15 protein-coding genes and 1 pseudogene are annotated in these 14,627 nt (G+C 63.6%); 10 read left to right on the forward strand and 6 right to left on the reverse strand.

Annotated elements, in window-relative coordinates:
* Positions 1-96: 96 nt before the first annotated feature.
* The 3 genes and pseudogenes from recN (at position 97) to X733_RS160055 (ending at position 4,854) form a co-directional block, all read left to right on the forward strand.
* Positions 97-1,770 carry a DNA repair protein RecN gene (recN, locus tag X733_RS160060; protein WP_023817957.1) on the forward strand — a complete coding sequence of 558 codons (1,674 nt, stop codon included), beginning with the start codon at positions 97-99 and terminating at the stop codon, positions 1,768-1,770.
* Positions 1,771-1,881: 111 nt separating this feature from the next.
* Positions 1,882-4,162: pseudogene (ligA, locus tag X733_RS1000000167065) on the forward strand (NAD-dependent DNA ligase LigA).
* Positions 4,162-4,854, forward strand: coding sequence for a TIGR02453 family protein (locus X733_RS160055; RefSeq protein ID WP_023688039.1), 693 nt, complete (start codon positions 4,162-4,164; stop codon positions 4,852-4,854). Before ligA ends, X733_RS160055 begins: the two are co-directional and overlap by 1 nt.
* Before the next feature lie 22 nt (positions 4,855-4,876).
* Here the strand turns inward: X733_RS160055 and X733_RS160050 are convergent, their stop codons facing one another.
* Entirely contained in the window at positions 4,877-5,635 is a 759-nt protein-coding gene (locus tag X733_RS160050) for an SDR family oxidoreductase (protein ID WP_023688040.1), read from the reverse strand.
* A 115-nt stretch (positions 5,636-5,750) separates the two neighbouring features.
* Between X733_RS160050 and X733_RS160045 the strand changes: the two genes are divergently transcribed.
* A complete protein-coding gene (locus X733_RS160045) occupies positions 5,751-6,479 on the forward strand; it encodes an AzlC family ABC transporter permease (RefSeq protein WP_023688041.1) in 729 nt (242 codons plus the stop codon).
* Positions 6,476-6,772, forward strand: coding sequence for an AzlD family protein (locus tag X733_RS160040; RefSeq protein ID WP_023688042.1), 297 nt, complete (start codon positions 6,476-6,478; stop codon positions 6,770-6,772). Before X733_RS160045 ends, X733_RS160040 begins: the two co-directional genes overlap by 4 nt.
* Before the next feature lie 155 nt (positions 6,773-6,927).
* Here X733_RS160040 and X733_RS160035 read toward each other — a convergent pair whose 3' ends face one another.
* The 3 genes from X733_RS160035 to X733_RS160025 all read right to left on the reverse strand — a co-directional run bounded on the left by X733_RS160035 (position 6,928) and on the right by X733_RS160025 (position 10,407).
* Complete coding sequence (locus X733_RS160035; protein ID WP_023688043.1) at positions 6,928-8,772, reverse strand: aminopeptidase P family protein; 1,845 nt, start codon at positions 8,770-8,772, stop codon at positions 6,928-6,930.
* Positions 8,773-8,876: 104 nt separating this feature from the next.
* Positions 8,877-9,749, reverse strand: coding sequence for a 50S ribosomal protein L11 methyltransferase (locus X733_RS160030; protein ID WP_023682125.1), 873 nt, complete (start codon positions 9,747-9,749; stop codon positions 8,877-8,879).
* A gap of 82 nt (positions 9,750-9,831) precedes the next feature.
* On the reverse strand, positions 9,832-10,407 hold the full coding sequence (locus X733_RS160025) for an SCO family protein (protein ID WP_023682124.1): 576 nt from the start codon (positions 10,405-10,407) through the stop codon (positions 9,832-9,834).
* Positions 10,408-10,588: 181 nt separating this feature from the next.
* On the opposite strand from X733_RS160025, the gene X733_RS160020 reads away from it, so the two are divergent.
* The 4 genes from X733_RS160020 (at position 10,589) to X733_RS160010 (ending at position 12,651) form a co-directional block, all read left to right on the forward strand.
* Positions 10,589-11,107, forward strand: a complete 519-nt coding sequence (locus X733_RS160020; RefSeq protein ID WP_023753104.1) for a CreA family protein — start codon at positions 10,589-10,591, stop codon at positions 11,105-11,107.
* A 91-nt stretch (positions 11,108-11,198) separates the two neighbouring features.
* The gene (locus tag X733_RS160015; RefSeq protein WP_023688044.1) at positions 11,199-11,840 is read left to right on the forward strand and encodes a DapH/DapD/GlmU-related protein; all 642 of its coding nucleotides are present in this window, start codon (positions 11,199-11,201) and stop codon (positions 11,838-11,840) included.
* A 150-nt stretch (positions 11,841-11,990) separates the two neighbouring features.
* A complete protein-coding gene (locus X733_RS1000000169400) occupies positions 11,991-12,173 on the forward strand; it encodes a hypothetical protein (RefSeq protein WP_023688045.1) in 183 nt (60 codons plus the stop codon).
* Positions 12,174-12,219: 46 nt separating this feature from the next.
* Entirely contained in the window at positions 12,220-12,651 is a 432-nt protein-coding gene (locus X733_RS160010) for a low affinity iron permease family protein (RefSeq protein WP_027050613.1), read from the forward strand.
* A 26-nt stretch (positions 12,652-12,677) separates the two neighbouring features.
* On the opposite strand, the gene X733_RS160005 is transcribed toward X733_RS160010, so the two are convergent.
* Complete coding sequence (locus X733_RS160005) at positions 12,678-13,544, reverse strand: SDR family NAD(P)-dependent oxidoreductase (protein ID WP_023725350.1); 867 nt, start codon at positions 13,542-13,544, stop codon at positions 12,678-12,680.
* A 132-nt stretch (positions 13,545-13,676) separates the two neighbouring features.
* Between X733_RS160005 and X733_RS160000 the strand changes: the two genes are divergently transcribed.
* The gene (locus X733_RS160000) at positions 13,677-13,958 is read left to right on the forward strand and encodes a hypothetical protein (RefSeq protein WP_023668298.1); all 282 of its coding nucleotides are present in this window, start codon (positions 13,677-13,679) and stop codon (positions 13,956-13,958) included.
* Between the two features lie 12 nt (positions 13,959-13,970).
* Here X733_RS160000 and X733_RS159995 read toward each other — a convergent pair whose 3' ends face one another.
* Entirely contained in the window at positions 13,971-14,546 is a 576-nt protein-coding gene (locus X733_RS159995) for a TMEM175 family protein (RefSeq protein ID WP_023668299.1), read from the reverse strand.
* Positions 14,547-14,627 lie beyond the last annotated feature (81 nt).

Raw genomic sequence — 14,627 nt, forward strand, 5'->3', positions numbered from 1 at the left:
ATGAGGCGCTGAACCGTCCTAACTTTTTGTTGTACGCAATTCCGGACGGAAAACCGCTACGCACTTTTCCTGGAATTGCTTGAGGTCCGGGTTCTGATGCTTTCCAGACTGTCGATCCGCGATATCGTCCTGATCGAGAAGCTGGATATCGACTTCCAGCCCGGCCTTTCCGTGCTGACCGGTGAAACCGGCGCCGGCAAATCCATCCTTCTCGACGCGCTGTCGCTGGCGCTTGGTGCGCGCGGCGACGCCTCGCTGGTGCGCCACGGCGCGGCCCAAGGCCAGGTCATTGCCGTCTTCGATGTGCCGCGCAACCACCCGGTGCGCGCGCTGCTGGCCGAAAACGCCATCGAGGATGACGGCGACATCATCCTGCGCCGGCTGCAGACCGCGGATGGCCGCACCCGCGTCTTCGTCAACGACCAGCCGTCCAGCGTCACGCTGATGCGCGACATCGGCCATGCGTTGGTCGAGATCCACGGCCAGCATGACGAGCGGGCTCTGGTCGACCCCGGCGCGCATCGCGAATTGCTGGACAGTTTTGGCGGCCATCTGGGCGCTGCCCGCGCGACCGGCGAGGCGTGGCGCTACTGGCGTGGCGCCGAGCAGGAGTTCGTCAGGCACCGCGCCAAGGTCGAGGCGGCGGCGCGCGAGGCCGATTATCTCAGGGCCTCGGTGGCGGAACTAGCAAAGCTCGATCCGCAGCCCGGCGAAGAGACGCAGCTGGCGGAATTGCGTGCAACGATGATGCGGGCGGAAAAGATCGCCTCGGAAATACACGATGCACAGGATGTGCTGTCAGGCCCGTCCTCGCCGCTGCCGCAACTGGCCAGCCTGCTGAGGCGCCTGCAGCGCAAGGCCAGCGAAGCGCCGGGACTGCTCGAGGATGTGGTGAAGTCGCTGGACGAGGCGATGCTGTCACTGGATGCAGCGCAATCGGGCGTCGAGGCGGCACTGCGCGCCACCGAATACGACCCGCAGAGGCTGGAGAAGGCGGAGGAGCGGCTGTTTTCGCTGCGTGCGGCCTCACGTAAGCACAGTGTGGCCGTTGACGATCTGGCGCAACTGCGCGACACCATGTGCGCCGATCTCGCCGATCTTGATGCCGGCGAGGGGCGCCTGCATGTCCTGGAAAAGCAGGCCTCAGCGGCGCGCGAAGCCTACGATATTTCCGCAGCCCAGCTCTCCGCCCTTCGCCATGCGGCCGCGGTCGGCCTGACCAAGGCTGTGATGGCCGAATTGCCGGCGCTGAAGCTGGAACGGGCTGAGTTCATCGTCGAACTGGCCAGCGATGGCGAGAACCGCATGGAAGAAGGCATCGACCAGGTCGAGTTCTGGGTGCGCACCAATCCCGGCACCAGGCCTGGGCCGATGATGAAGGTCGCCTCCGGCGGCGAGCTGTCGCGCTTCCTGCTGGCGCTCAAGGTGGCGCTGGCCGACCGTGGCTCGGCGCCGACATTGGTCTTCGACGAGATCGACACCGGCGTCGGCGGCGCCGTGGCCGATGCGATCGGCCAAAGGCTGGCCAGGCTGTCGAAGCGCGTGCAGGTGCTGTCGGTCACGCATGCTCCGCAAGTGGCGGCACGTGCTGCGACGCATTTCCTGATCTCCAAATCCGGCGGCTCGGACAAGGTCGCCACCGGCATCGCCGAAATGGACCGGGCGGCGCGCCAGGAAGAGATCGCGCGCATGTTGGCCGGCGCTACCATCACCGACGAGGCGCGCGCAGCCGCGGAACGGCTGCTGCGCGAGAATATTGCTGCAGCGTAGTCGTCGCAAGGCTTTCGGACTGAGTCAGGATATGGCTCCATCCCGCTGTTCAGGAATGCTTTTTCCGAAATCCTGATTTATGGTGCCTCGCCACTGTCCAGGGACCGCTGCATGTCTGAAAAACCGGTCGAATCGTTGAGCGAAAGCGAAGCCGCGGATGAGCTCCAGCGGCTGGCCGAGGAGATCGCCGGTCATGACCGGCGCTATCATGCCGAGGACGCGCCGACGATTACGGACGCAGAATATGACGCGCTGCGGCGGCGCAATCTTGCCATCGAGGAGCGCTTTCCCGGTCTGGTGCGCGAGGATTCTCCCTCGCTGCGGGTCGGCGCCGCGCCGGCGGAAGGCTTTGCCAAGGTGCGCCATGCGGTGCCGATGCTCAGCCTCGCCAAGGCCTACACAGACGAGGACGTCACCGATTTCATCGAGCGTGGCCGGCGCTTCTTCGACCGCGACAAGGACCTCGACATCGCGTTTACGGCCGAGCCGAAGATCGACGGCCTGTCGGCGTCGCTGCGCTATGAACGCGGTGTGTTCGTGCAGGGTGCTACGCGCGGCGACGGCACTGTAGGCGAGGACATCACCGCCAATCTCAGGACCATCGCCGACATCCCCGCCAAGCTGAAAGGATCGGGCTGGCCCGAGACCATCGAGATCCGCGGCGAGGTCTACATGACCTATGCGGAATTCGAGGCACTGAGGGCCCNCGGGCTGGCCCGAGACCATCGAGATCCGCGGCGAGGTCTACATGACCTATGCGGAATTCGAGGCACTGAGGGCCCGCTCGGCGGCGGTGGGCGGCCAGGACTATGTCAATCCGCGCAATACGGCAGCGGGCTCCTTGCGACAGAAGGATGCGTCCGTCACCGCCAGCCGCAATCTTAAATTTTTTGCCTATGCCTGGGGCTATACGACAGCGGATCCGGCGCCGACCCAATATGATTCGGTGCAGAAATTCGCCGAATGGGGGTTCAAGGTCAGCCCATTGATGGTGCGGGCGAAGTCTGTCGAGGAGCTGATCGCGCACTACCACAAGATCGAGGAGCTGCGTTCGTCGCTCGGCTACGACATCGACGGTGTCGTCTACAAGGTCGACCAGCTGGAATTGCAGCGTCGCTGGGGCTTTGTCACCGGCGAGCCGCGCTGGGCGGTTGCGCATAAATTCCCGGCCGAACAGGCGATGACGACGGTGCAGAAGATCGACATCCAGGTCGGCCGTACCGGTACGCTGGCGCCGGTGGCGCGGCTGGCGCCGGTCACGGTCGGCGGCGTGGTGGTCGAAAACGTCACGCTGCACAATGAGGACTACATCAAGGGTTTTGACAGCAACGGCTTGCCGATTCGCGACGGCATCGATGTCCGCATCGGTGACACGGTTGTCATACAACGGGCGGGCGATGTCATTCCGCAGATCGTCAGCGTCGTCGTCGACAAGCGGCCGGCTGATGCGGTGCCTTACGAATTCCCGCACATTTGTCCGGTCTGCGGCTCGCCGGCGACGCGCGAAATCAACGAGAAGACCGGCAAGGAGGATTCGCGCCGGCGCTGCACCGGCGAGCTGATCTGCGCCGCGCAGGCCGTGGAGCGGCTGCGTCATTTCGTGTCGCGCGGCGCGCTCGACATCGAGGGGCTGGGCGCCGAGAATATCGACCTGTTCTTCAATTCGGGACTGGTCAAGACCGCCGCCGATATCTTCACCCTCAGGGATCGCCGCCCGGCCGTCACCAGGGCGCTGGCCGAGCGGCGCGAGGAGCAGGCCAGGCAGCGCGAGGCGGCATCGGGCAAGGCGCGCAAGAATGTGCGCGGTGTCGAGGACCGCAATTATGAAGGCCTCGACAAGCTGTTCGCGGCCATCGATTCGCGCCGCGAGCCGGAGCTCGACCGCTTCATCTTCGCACTCGGCATCCGCCATATCGGCGAAACGACGGCGGCCGTGCTTGCCCGGACGTTTTCGACCATCGAGCAGCTGATCCGCGTCGGCAAGGAAACGGCGGCGGCTGAGGATCCGCACAGCGTCTTCCCCTCCATCAACGGCATTGGCGACACGGTGATCGATGCGTTGCGCGATTTCTTCGGCAATGAACGCAATGACGACGTGCTCGACAGACTGCTCGAACAGGTCAAGCCGAAGCCGTATGTCGTCACCGTGTCGGCCGACAGCGAGGTTGCCGGCAAGACCATCGTCTTCACCGGCACGCTGGAAAAGATGACACGCTCCGAAGCCAAGGCGATGGCCGAACGGCTCGGCGCCAAGGTGGCGGGTTCGGTGTCGGCGAAGACCGATCTGCTGGTGGCCGGGCCGGGCGCAGGCTCCAAACTGAAGCAGGCCAGCGAACTCGGCGTCGAAGTCATCGACGAGGACACCTGGCTGCAACGGGTCGGCAAGGCGTGATGGCCGGTTCGTTCAAAGGGTTCGGGCAAAAGGCCCTACCGTTCCTCAAGGCGCTCGACTTCCACCAGAGCCGCGAATGGTTCCAGGAAAACCGCGCGCTTTACGACAGCGAGTTGCATGAGCCGTTCTGCGATCTGGTCGAGACGCTGACCGAGCGCTTCGCGGCGGCGGGTCTGGGCTTGCGCGGAGACCGCAAGAAGTCACTGTTTCGCATCAACCGCGACGTGCGCTTCGCCAAGGACAAGCGGCCCTACAACCAGCATTTGTCGGCCATGCTGTCGCCGGATGGCACGAAGATGGAGCAGGGCGTGTTCTTCGTCTATGTCGGGATCGACCGCTGCTTTGCCGATGTCGCCTGGTGGAATCCGGAGCCGTCCCTGCTGCTGGCGATGCGCAAGGCGATCGTCGCCCGGCCGGCCGAGTTCCGAAAACTGCTCTCAACGCTGAAGAAAAACGGCTTCGAACTTGAAACCGAGGGCCGCATGAAGCGCACGCCGCGTGGCTTCGAGCAGGTCAACGAACCCGATCTTGTCGACGCCATCCGCAACCGGCACTTCTATGTCCAGCACATGATCGATCCGGCTGGAATTCACGCGCCGACGCTGGTCGACGAGCTTGTCGATTTCGCCTTGCGCGCCAAGCCGCTGCTTGACTGGGGCAGGGCGATCCAGGGCACGGCACCGCGGAGCTAAATCAGCCCGGCGCACTGCACGGCTACATCCGCATCAAAAGACCACCGTCGACTGCCAGTTCGATGCCGGTGATGTAGCTTGCCGCATCGGAAAGCAGGAATAGCGCGGCATTGGCCATGTCCTGCGGCGTGCCGATGCGGCCGAGCGGCGCATAATTGGCAACGGCCGCGCGTTTCTCCTCGGTGTCCCAGCGCGCCTGCAGCGGCGTCAACGCCATGCCCGGGCAGATCGAATTGGAGCGGATGCCATCGCCCGCCAACTGCATGGCGAGCGACTTCGACAGCGCACAGACGCCGGCCTTCGATGCCTGGTAGGCATCCTGCGGGGTCGGATCGCCGCGATACCACTGGATGGTGGAGAAGTGCACCATGGCGCCGCCGCGTCCGCCGGCCCGCATATGGGGAACCACCGCCCGCGCGGTGTGGACGAAGGATTTCAGATTGATGTTGAAGACCTGGTCCCAGACATCGAGGTCCATCTCGAGGGCCGATTTGTCGCGACCGAACCAGAGCACGCCTGCGACATTGGCGAGATAATCGATGCCGCCGCGCTTGCGGCCCGCGGCATTGATGGTCTGCTCGACAAAGGCGGCGTCGGTAAGGTCGCCCTGGGCAAAGGTGAGCCGGTCGTCATAGGCGGCAAGCGACGCCGGACGCGGCTTGACGTCGATGGCGGTGACCGAGGCGCCGGCCTCGAGCAGCGCCAGCGAGATCGCCTCGCCCATGCCGCCACCGGCGCCGGTGACGACTGCGTGCCTGCCGGTGAAATCATAAGCGATCATCCGAACCCCTTACCTGTTTTTACAACATCAGTTTCGCTGATTTGTTGGCTCAAGCGAATTCGTCTGACTTTTCAAACGCCGGCTCCTACATAGCAGCGCGAGATGGGAATGTGACATGTCGGCAGAGACCTTAAGCGAAAATTCCGTGGCCAGCGACTTCTGGGACGGCGTGCGGCTGTCGATGCCGGTGGTTGTCGCCGCGGCGCCATTTGGGCTGCTGTTCGGCGCCATCGCCGTCGACAACGGCTTTTCCGTTCTCGAAGCTTTCTTGATGAGCGCGCTGATCTTCGGCGGCGCCAGCCAGATGGTCGGCATCGAATTGTTCGGCCAGCATGTCGCGCCATGGCTGATCGTGCTGTCGATCTTCGCGGTAAACTTCCGTCACGTGCTTTACTCCGCCAGCATCGGCCGGCGAATCGCGCACTGGCCGGTTATCAGCCAAGCGCTGGGCTATTTCGTGCTCACCGATCCGCAGTTCGCGGTGGCGGAGCGCAAGGCCGAAGCCGGCGAGACCGTTGGCTTTGCCTGGTATATGGGCCTTGGCCTGCCGGTGTATGTGTTCTGGGGGATCGAAAGCGCGCTGGGCGCGGTTTTCGGCAAGCTGATCCCCGACACGCATGCGCTCGGCATCGATTTCCTGCTGCCGATCTATTTCCTCGGGCTGGTCATGGGCTTTCGCAAGCGGCCGCTCTGGCTGCCGGTGGTGATCGCCAGCGCCGCCGCGTCGATCATTGCCTACCAAACTGTGGGATCGCCCTGGCACGTCTCCGTCGGCGCCGCTGCCGGCGTGCTTCTGGCCGTCATCCTGCCGCCGCACCATAGCGGCGTGGAGGCAAAACGATGAGCGCGACTTTGTGGATCATCATTGCCGGCGCGCTCGCCACCTATCTCACCCGCGTCGGCGGCCATCTGGTGATCTCGCGTTTCGACCACATCCATCCACGCGTCGAGGCCGGCTTGAACGCAGTGCCGGCGGCGGTGCTGACGACGCTGGTGGCGCCCGCCGCACTCAGCGCCGGACCGGCGGAATGGGCGGCACTGGTCGTCGCCGCTGTGGTCTCGCTGCGCGGCGGCCTGATGGCGATGTTTCTGGCCGGGGCGGTGGTGCTGATCCTCGCCCGGCAGTTTGTGGCATAGGGCGCCTGCGCGCGGAACAGTTTCGAACTCTCGGCGCCGCCGCTCATTGCCCTGCCGGGCGTTCGTCACTCGAAAAGCCAAGCAATTGGCTTTTCGTCCGCTTCGCGGACCGCTCCTCACCTCCCCGTATAGTGACGGGGAGAAAGAAGCTCATTTCAGATCTTGGCATCATGCGGCAGTGGTGCCGTCGCCTTCTCCAGCCAGGCCAGCGTCTCGCCGTCGAGCATCGGGCCGATCTCGGCCAGCACCCAGGCATGGTAAATATCCAGCCAGTGCAACTCCTCGCGCGTCAACAGGTCGGTGCGGATCAGCCTGATATCGATCGGCGCCAGCGTCAGCGTCTCGAAACCGTGCATGGCGATGTCGCCGCCCTCCACCTGTTCAGCCGGTGTCACCAGGATCAGGTTCTCGATGCGGATGCCGTAGGAGCCTTCCTTGTAATAGCCGGGCTCGTTGGACAGCATCATGCCGGCCATCAGCTTTTCGGTGCCGGTGCGGGCGATGCGCTGCGGCCCTTCATGCACGGCCAGATAGGAGCCGACGCCGTGGCCGGTGCCGTGGGCAAAGTCGCAGCCATGCTTCCACAGCGCCATGCGCGCCACCGCGTCGATCTCCGAGCCGCGCGTGCCGGCGGGAAAGCGCAGCGTGGAAATGCCGATCATGCCCTTCAACACCAGCGTGAAGCGCTCGCGCATCTCCTCGGTCGGCTGGCCGATCGGCACGGTGCGGGTGATGTCGGTGGTGCCATCCTGATACTGGGCACCGGAATCGAGCAGGAACAGCTCGCCGTTTGCCAGCTCGCGGTTGGTGGCGCGCGAGACGCGGTAGTGCATGATGGCGCCGTTCGGGCCGCTGCCGGAAATGGTGTCGAAGGAGACGTCGCGCAGCGGCATCTGCGTTTCCTCGCCGGTCTGCCGGCGCACCTCCTCCAGCTTGGTGACAACGGTTATTTCGTCGAGCGTGCCCGGCTTCTGCCGTTCCAGCCAGCACAGCAGTTTCGCCACCGCCGCCCCGTCTCGGCGGTGCGCGGCGCGGCTGCCGGCGATTTCCGCCTGGTTCTTGGTGGCGCGCGGAATGCGGGCGGGATCGGCTGCTGAAACAAATGTGCCGCCATTGTCCTCGACCAGCATTCTCAGCTTTTCCGCCGCCAGTACCGGATCGAGCGCGATCTTGGCGCCGCCCTTGGCAAGGGCTGCGACCGCCGCCTCGAATTCGCCGGGCTCGTACAGATCGGCGAGTTGGGTGAGATAGGCGGCAACCGTGCGCGAAAACTTGCGCTGGTCCATGAACAGCTGGTGCTTGCCATCTGCTGCAAGGATCGCAAAGCCGAGCGCCAGCGGGGTGTGCGGCACGTCGCCGCCACGGATGTTGAAGGCCCAGGCGATCGAGGAGGGGTCGGTGAGCACGGCGTGTGACGCGCCCTCCTTGCCGATTACCGCCGCCAGCCGCGCCAGCTTGTCCTTGGCGAGTTCCCCGGCAAAGCCGATCGGGTGGATTTCGACTGGCGCCACGGGCGGCGCCGGCTGATCCTTCCAGATGATGTCGATCGGGTTCCTGTCGAGCGGCACCAGCGTCGCGCCGGATTGCTCGGCCGAGGTTTTCAGCGCCTTGACCTCAGCGATCGTGTGCAGCCAGGGGTCGAAGCCAAGCCTGGCGCCCTTGCCGAGATTGTCCTTGATCCAGGAGGCCGGCGGGTTGTCGACCAGGCTCTCGTTTGCAAAAATGTCGAGATCGACTTCGTGGCGCACTTGCAAGGTATAGCGGCCATCGACGAACATGAAGGCGCGGTCACGCTGCACAAGTGCTACGCCGGCCGAGCCGCTGAAGCCGGTCAACCATTTCAGCCGCGCCGAGCGATCGGCGACATACTCGCCCTGGTGCTCGTCCGCGCGCGGCACAAGGAAACCGTCGAGGCCATTATCCGCCAGCCATCGCCGTAGCAACGTCACGCGCGGCTTGCCGACGCTGGGGTCGCCTGCGGAATCGAAGGTCTGGAACATGGTATGCCTCCTGTATCGGGCGCGACCGTAGCGCATGACCCGGAAAACCGGAATCGATTTTCGCCAATCGCAACAGGCTCGGATTGTCCAAAGCGCGTTGCGTCTCAGTGCTTGAGGTGGATCGTCACCCAGCCTTCGCGGTGCAAGGTCCTGACATGGCGGAAATTCTGGCCGACATAGGCCGAGATCACCGCATTGCACTGGCGCTCGAGGATGCCGGACAGCACGATCGAGCCGCCGAGGCTGATGTGCCTCGCCATCTCAGGCGCCAGCCGCATCAGCGGCCGCGCCAATATGTTGGCGACGATGAGGTCGAAAGGCGCGCGCTTGCCGAAGATCGGGTGGTGGAAGCCGGGCGCCGTCACCGTTTCGACCAGTGCCTTGACGTGGTTGAGGCGGGCGTTGGCGGCGGCGACCCTGACGGCGATCGGATCGATGTCGGTCGCCAGCACCGGAATATGCGCCAGTTTGGCGACGGCGATCGCCAGCACCGCGCTGCCGGTGCCGAGGTCGAGGGCATTCCTGGGACGTTCGCGGCGCACGACCCGTTCCAGCATTTCGAGGCAGCCGGCAGTGGTCCCGTGATGGCCGGTGCCGAAGGCAAGGCCGGCCTCGATCTCGATGGCGAGTTCGCCGCTGTGGCGCTTCCGGCGGTCATGCGCGCCATGGACGAAGAAACGTCCGGCGCGCACCGGTTTCAGTCCCTCCAGCGAGCGCGCCACCCAGTCGATGTCGGGCAGAACCTCGCGCTCGATCGGCTTCGACAGGGACAGTCCGGCAAGGCTGTCCCTTAGCCGCGCCTCAACCGCGTCGACATTGCCGTCGGTGTAGAGCGAAACCTCGTAGATGTCGCGGTCTTCATCGACTTCGAGCACGGCGATCGGCAGGCCTTCATCCTCGAAAGCTGGCTCGAGCGCGGCAAAGATGCGGTCGGCCTCGATCTTCCCAGCGATGAAGTGGAGCCTGGTCTGACCCATCAGCTGTTCTCTTGCTTGAGCATGATCTCTGGACAACACTTTTCTGTCCGAGAAAACCGGATTCCACATTTCGGGATCATGCCTAGCCTGCCGCCAGCCGCTTCAGCTTGGCGATCGCGGTATCGGCGCTTTCGCCATAGGCTATGGTGCCCGAAAACTCGCCCTTGGCGTTGAGCAGCAGCGCGGAGGCGGTGTGGTCCATCGTGTAATCGCCGTCGCCGGTGTCGACCTTCTTCCAGTAGATGTTGAAGGACTTCGCCATGGCGTGCACCTTGTCGGGATCGCCCGATATGCCGACGATGCGGTCGGAGAAATTGCTGACGTAAGTGTTCATCACCGGCGGCGTGTCGCGCTCTGGATCGACGGTAACGAAGTAGGCGTTGAGGTTCTTGCCGTCGTCGCCCAGCGCCTTCAGCCAGCCGGCCATTTCGAACAAAGTGGTCGGGCAGACTTCCGGGCAATGGGTGAAGCCGAAGAAGACGATGCTGGGTTTTCCCCTGAAGGCGGCTTCGGTGATTGGCGCGCCTTTCTGGTCGACCAGCGTGAATGGCGCACCATACGGCTCGCCACCATAATGGCCGCGATAGAAGTCAAAGGTGAGCCAGCCGATGCCCGCCGCCATCAGAACCAGAATGCCGACCAGAATTGAACGCATCATCAGGAAGTGTCCGTCGCAGAAATCGAGCGCCGGATCGGCGCTCCTGTTGGCGAGCAGTCTTAGCCGGTCGCAGGGAGCAAGGCAAAGATGCCGCGTTGCCGCAACCGGGCTGGACGCTACCTTGCAAACAGCTGGCCCTTATCCCACCTGAGAGCGGCAAACCGAACCTGAGGAGGCTCCCTTGCAAAGACGGACTGGGCAGAGACGGATTGGGCAGAAACTGATCGGCGGCGCGCTGGCCGCATGCATTGCCCTTGGCGCCGGTGCCGCCGCGGCAGAGGAGGTCGGCAAGGTCGGCGTCGATTGGGTCGGCAACGACATCATCGTCGAGGCGATCAAGGACCCCAAGATCGACGGCGTGACCTGCCATGTCTCCTATTTCGACCGCAGCGTCATCGACCGGCTGCACAAGGGCAACTGGTTCGAGGATCCGTCTGATTCCTCGATCTCCTGCCGCCAGACCGGGCCGATCACCATCGGCGACATCGACATGAGCGAGGGCGGCGAAGAGGTGTTCAAGCAAGGCATCAGCCTGATCTGGAAGAAGCAGGTGGTGAACCGCATCTACGACAAGAAGAACGAGACGCTGATCTATCTCTCGCATTCGCGCCAGGTGCAGGACGGCTCGGCGAAAATGTCGGTGACGACCGTGCCGCTGTTCGGCCAGAACGTGGTGTGGACCGGCGGCAAGCCGAAATAGCCGGTCGGAGCCGACGCAAGATCGACCCGCCTGCGGGCCCGACGGCGACGCGACAATTGCTTCCGCAATTGCGCGGGGGTAAATCCGCCAGATGGACCGTACCGAAAACCTCGTCCTGAAAGATCCGGAGCCGCGCATCCATCCGACCGCGGAGCTGAAAGCGTGCAAGCTTGGCCGCTATGCCTCGATCGGCGAACGGGTGGTGCTGCGCGAGGTCAATGTCGGCGATTTCTCCTATTTCGAGCGCCACGCCGAGGCGATCTACACGACGATCGGAAAATTCTGCTCGATCGCCGCCAACAGCCGCATCAATGCCTTGGAGCATCCGATCGAGCGGATCACGCAGCACAAGCTCAGCTACCGGCCGAACGAGTATTTCCGCTGGCTGGGCGTCGACGCGGCGTTCCGCGCGCGGCGGCAGGCCAAGGCGGTCGGCATCGGCAACGATGTCTGGATCGGCCATGGCGCCGTCATCATGCCCGGCATCAGCATCGGGAATGGCGCGATCGTCGGCGCCAATTCGGTGGTGACGCGGAATGTACCGGCCTACACAATCGTCGCCGGCGTACCGGCGAAGCCGTTGCGCATGCGCTTTCCCTCCGAGATCGCGGCGCGGATCGAAAGCCTCGCCTGGTGGGACTGGCCGCCGGAGAAACTCGCCAAAGCGGTTCCCGACATGCAGGCCTTGCCGATTGAGGATTTCCTCGATCGCTGGGAGCAAGAGCATTCCTGAGAGCTCGCCGCGCGTGCGCGGTTTCATCGACTGGCTGGCCGAAATCCTGGCGCCAAAATTCTGAACGGCACGTGTCGGGAAGAGTTCCGCCGGTCTGCGGCAACGCAACGAACCCCTTCCGCCATGCGGGGGTGGCGCAGCGGAAGGGGCTTGGAGACAAATCCGCGTGAAGCGGAACGAACAGGTTTTGGCCTGCATGGCGACTATGGCAACAAACCGATAAGGCGGCTTTTCACGGCGCTGCGCCTTTGGCGTGCATTCAATTGCATCAAGGATGCCATCTGCGACAGGGAACCGGAAGCGGCTGCCGGTTGTTTATTGTTGGAGCGATGAATGCGGCCTTGGTCAGTTTATCGCGCTTGAGCCGTCGAGGATGTGAATGATCGAAAAGCTGTTTACCAGAATCGCCAACACCGTTTCGCACTTGGCGGGCCTGCCGCCGACTTTCATCGCCTGCTGCGCCATCGTTATCGTCTGGGCGGTAAGCGGGCCATTCTTCGGCTTTTCCGATACGTGGCAGCTCGTCATCAACACGGGAACGACGATCATCACCTTTCTGATGGTGTTCCTGATCCAGAACACCCAGAACCGCGACGGCGCCGCGGTTCAGGCCAAGCTCGACGAACTGATCCGCGTCAGCGAGGGCCACAATCATTTCATCGGCATCGAGCACCTGACCGAATCCGAGGTCGAGGAGATCAGAGACAAATGCGAGCGGGCGGCAAAACGCCATGACCACGAGCTCGCCGAACTCGCGGCCAAGAAGGCCGTCGCGCAAAAGCGCACCGCGAAAAAACGCGCGGCCGCCTGACTCTCGGCTTTGCCTGAGTTCGACGATCAGTTTCCCATAAAGGCCGCGAAAGCGTCCTTATGGTCGGGGTGCCAGCGCGAGAGAGCAGGCCGGTTCTCGATGATGTCGCCGATCGCCCAGGCCATGCGCTTTTCATCGGTCGGCCGCATCACCTCATTGTCGGGGCACAGGATGTAGAAGTCCCCACGCGCCAGCGAAGCCAGCATGAAGTCGACCACCTGCTCGCCGGTCCAGGCGCCAGCGGGTTTTTCGACCGCTCCTTCGGTGAGGCCGGTGAAGGTGAAGCCGGGAATGAGAAGATGCGCCGCGACCTTCGCGCCCGGCTCGTTGCGCAATGCGTGCGCCAGCCCTTCGGTGAACGTCTTCAATGCCGATTTGGAGACGTTGTAGGCGAGATTGCCGGGTGGCGTGGTGATGCCTTGCTTGGAGCCGGTGTTGATGATCAGGCCAGGCTCTCCGGAGGCCAGCATGGCCGGAGCGAAGGCATCGACGCCATGTACGACACCCCAGAAATTGATGTCGATCAGCCGCTTCCAGGCGTCGCCGTTCTCCCACGGTTTTCCCGGATTGTTGCCGACGCCGGCATTGTTCATCAGCAGCGATACGGCGCCGAAAGCGGCATGCGTCTTTTCCGCCAGCCGGCCGAGTTCGTCGGCCTTCGACACGTCGGTGGCGACGGCAAGCACGGCATTCTCGCCGGTGATCGCGGCGACTGCCTGGCGGGCCGCATCGAGGCGCGCGCCGCCAATGTCGGCCAGCACCAGTCTCATGCCCATAGCCGCCAGCCTTTTGGCGGCGGCAAGCCCGATGCCGCTGGCGCCCCCGGTGACGACGGCGACGTTGCCTCGGCTGAGGGCGGGCAAAGCGGATTGGATTTCGGCGTCGGAGGTCATGATCTTTTTCCTAGGGTTCGGGTGGCACCGAACTTAGCGCGGGACGCGCATCGTGCAAGGCCGTCCCGCGTGTTCGGGTTGACCGCATCAACGGCGGCTGTGCATGCTGCGGCCGAACAGGGAGACTGCCGATTGACCGACTGGGTTGCGATCCTGAAGGAGCAGACCGCCACCGGCGACCAGATGGGCCGCGAGGTGCCGCAGATGCTTGCCAATCCGGACATAAGCGAAGCGCAGGTGAAGACCTTGTTTTCGGCACTCGAAAAACAGGCCGAGTTCGTCGAGAAATTGCGCATGGCGCTGGAAAAATTCGGCCATGATTTTTCGATCATCAAGGCGGCCGAGCGGCTGGAGGAGCGCTATGCCGACCTTGCGGCGTCGGTTGCCGAAAAGCTGAAGGCGATGCGCAAGTAGAGACGTCCTACGCTACTTTTCCAGCACCCGCGAAAAACGCGTGTCCGGCACGAACCAGACGGCGGCCACCAGCACGAAGATCGCAACGCCGATCCATTGGTTGACGAAGGCAAGCGGGACGGCTGCGGCGTAGAGGGCCACCGAGATCTTGCCCTTGCGGTCATTGCCCAGCGCCTTGGCGAAGGCGGTGTCGTTGCCGTGCAAATGGTGCAGCTTGGTGGCGAGAAAGGTGTAGGCGACCGCGCACAGCACCAGGTCGATGCCATAGACCGCGACGGGGACGGGCGCGAAATGGTTCTCGCCCATGAAGGCCGTCGTTGCCGGCATCAGCGACAACCAGAACAGAAGGTTGAGGTTGGCCCACAGCACGCGGCCGTCGACCCTTTGGACGGTGTGGAACATGTTGTGCAGATTGTTCCAGTAGATGCCGACATTGATGAACGACAAGACATAGCTGAAAAAGATCGGCCACAGCGGCAGAAGCGCTGAAAAATCCTGGCCATGCGGCACTTTCAGCTCCAGCACCATGATGGTGATGATGATGGCGACCACCCCATCGGTGAATGCCTCGACTCTGCCTTTTCCCATGGATTCTCCCTCTCGATGGAAAGACGTTAAGCGAGGACTTCGGGCAAGACCATCCTGACAAGGTTGTCAGGATGAAGTTCG

This window comes from Mesorhizobium sp. L2C066B000 (assembly GCF_000502335.1).
Taxonomy (GTDB): Bacteria; Pseudomonadota; Alphaproteobacteria; order Rhizobiales; family Rhizobiaceae; genus Mesorhizobium.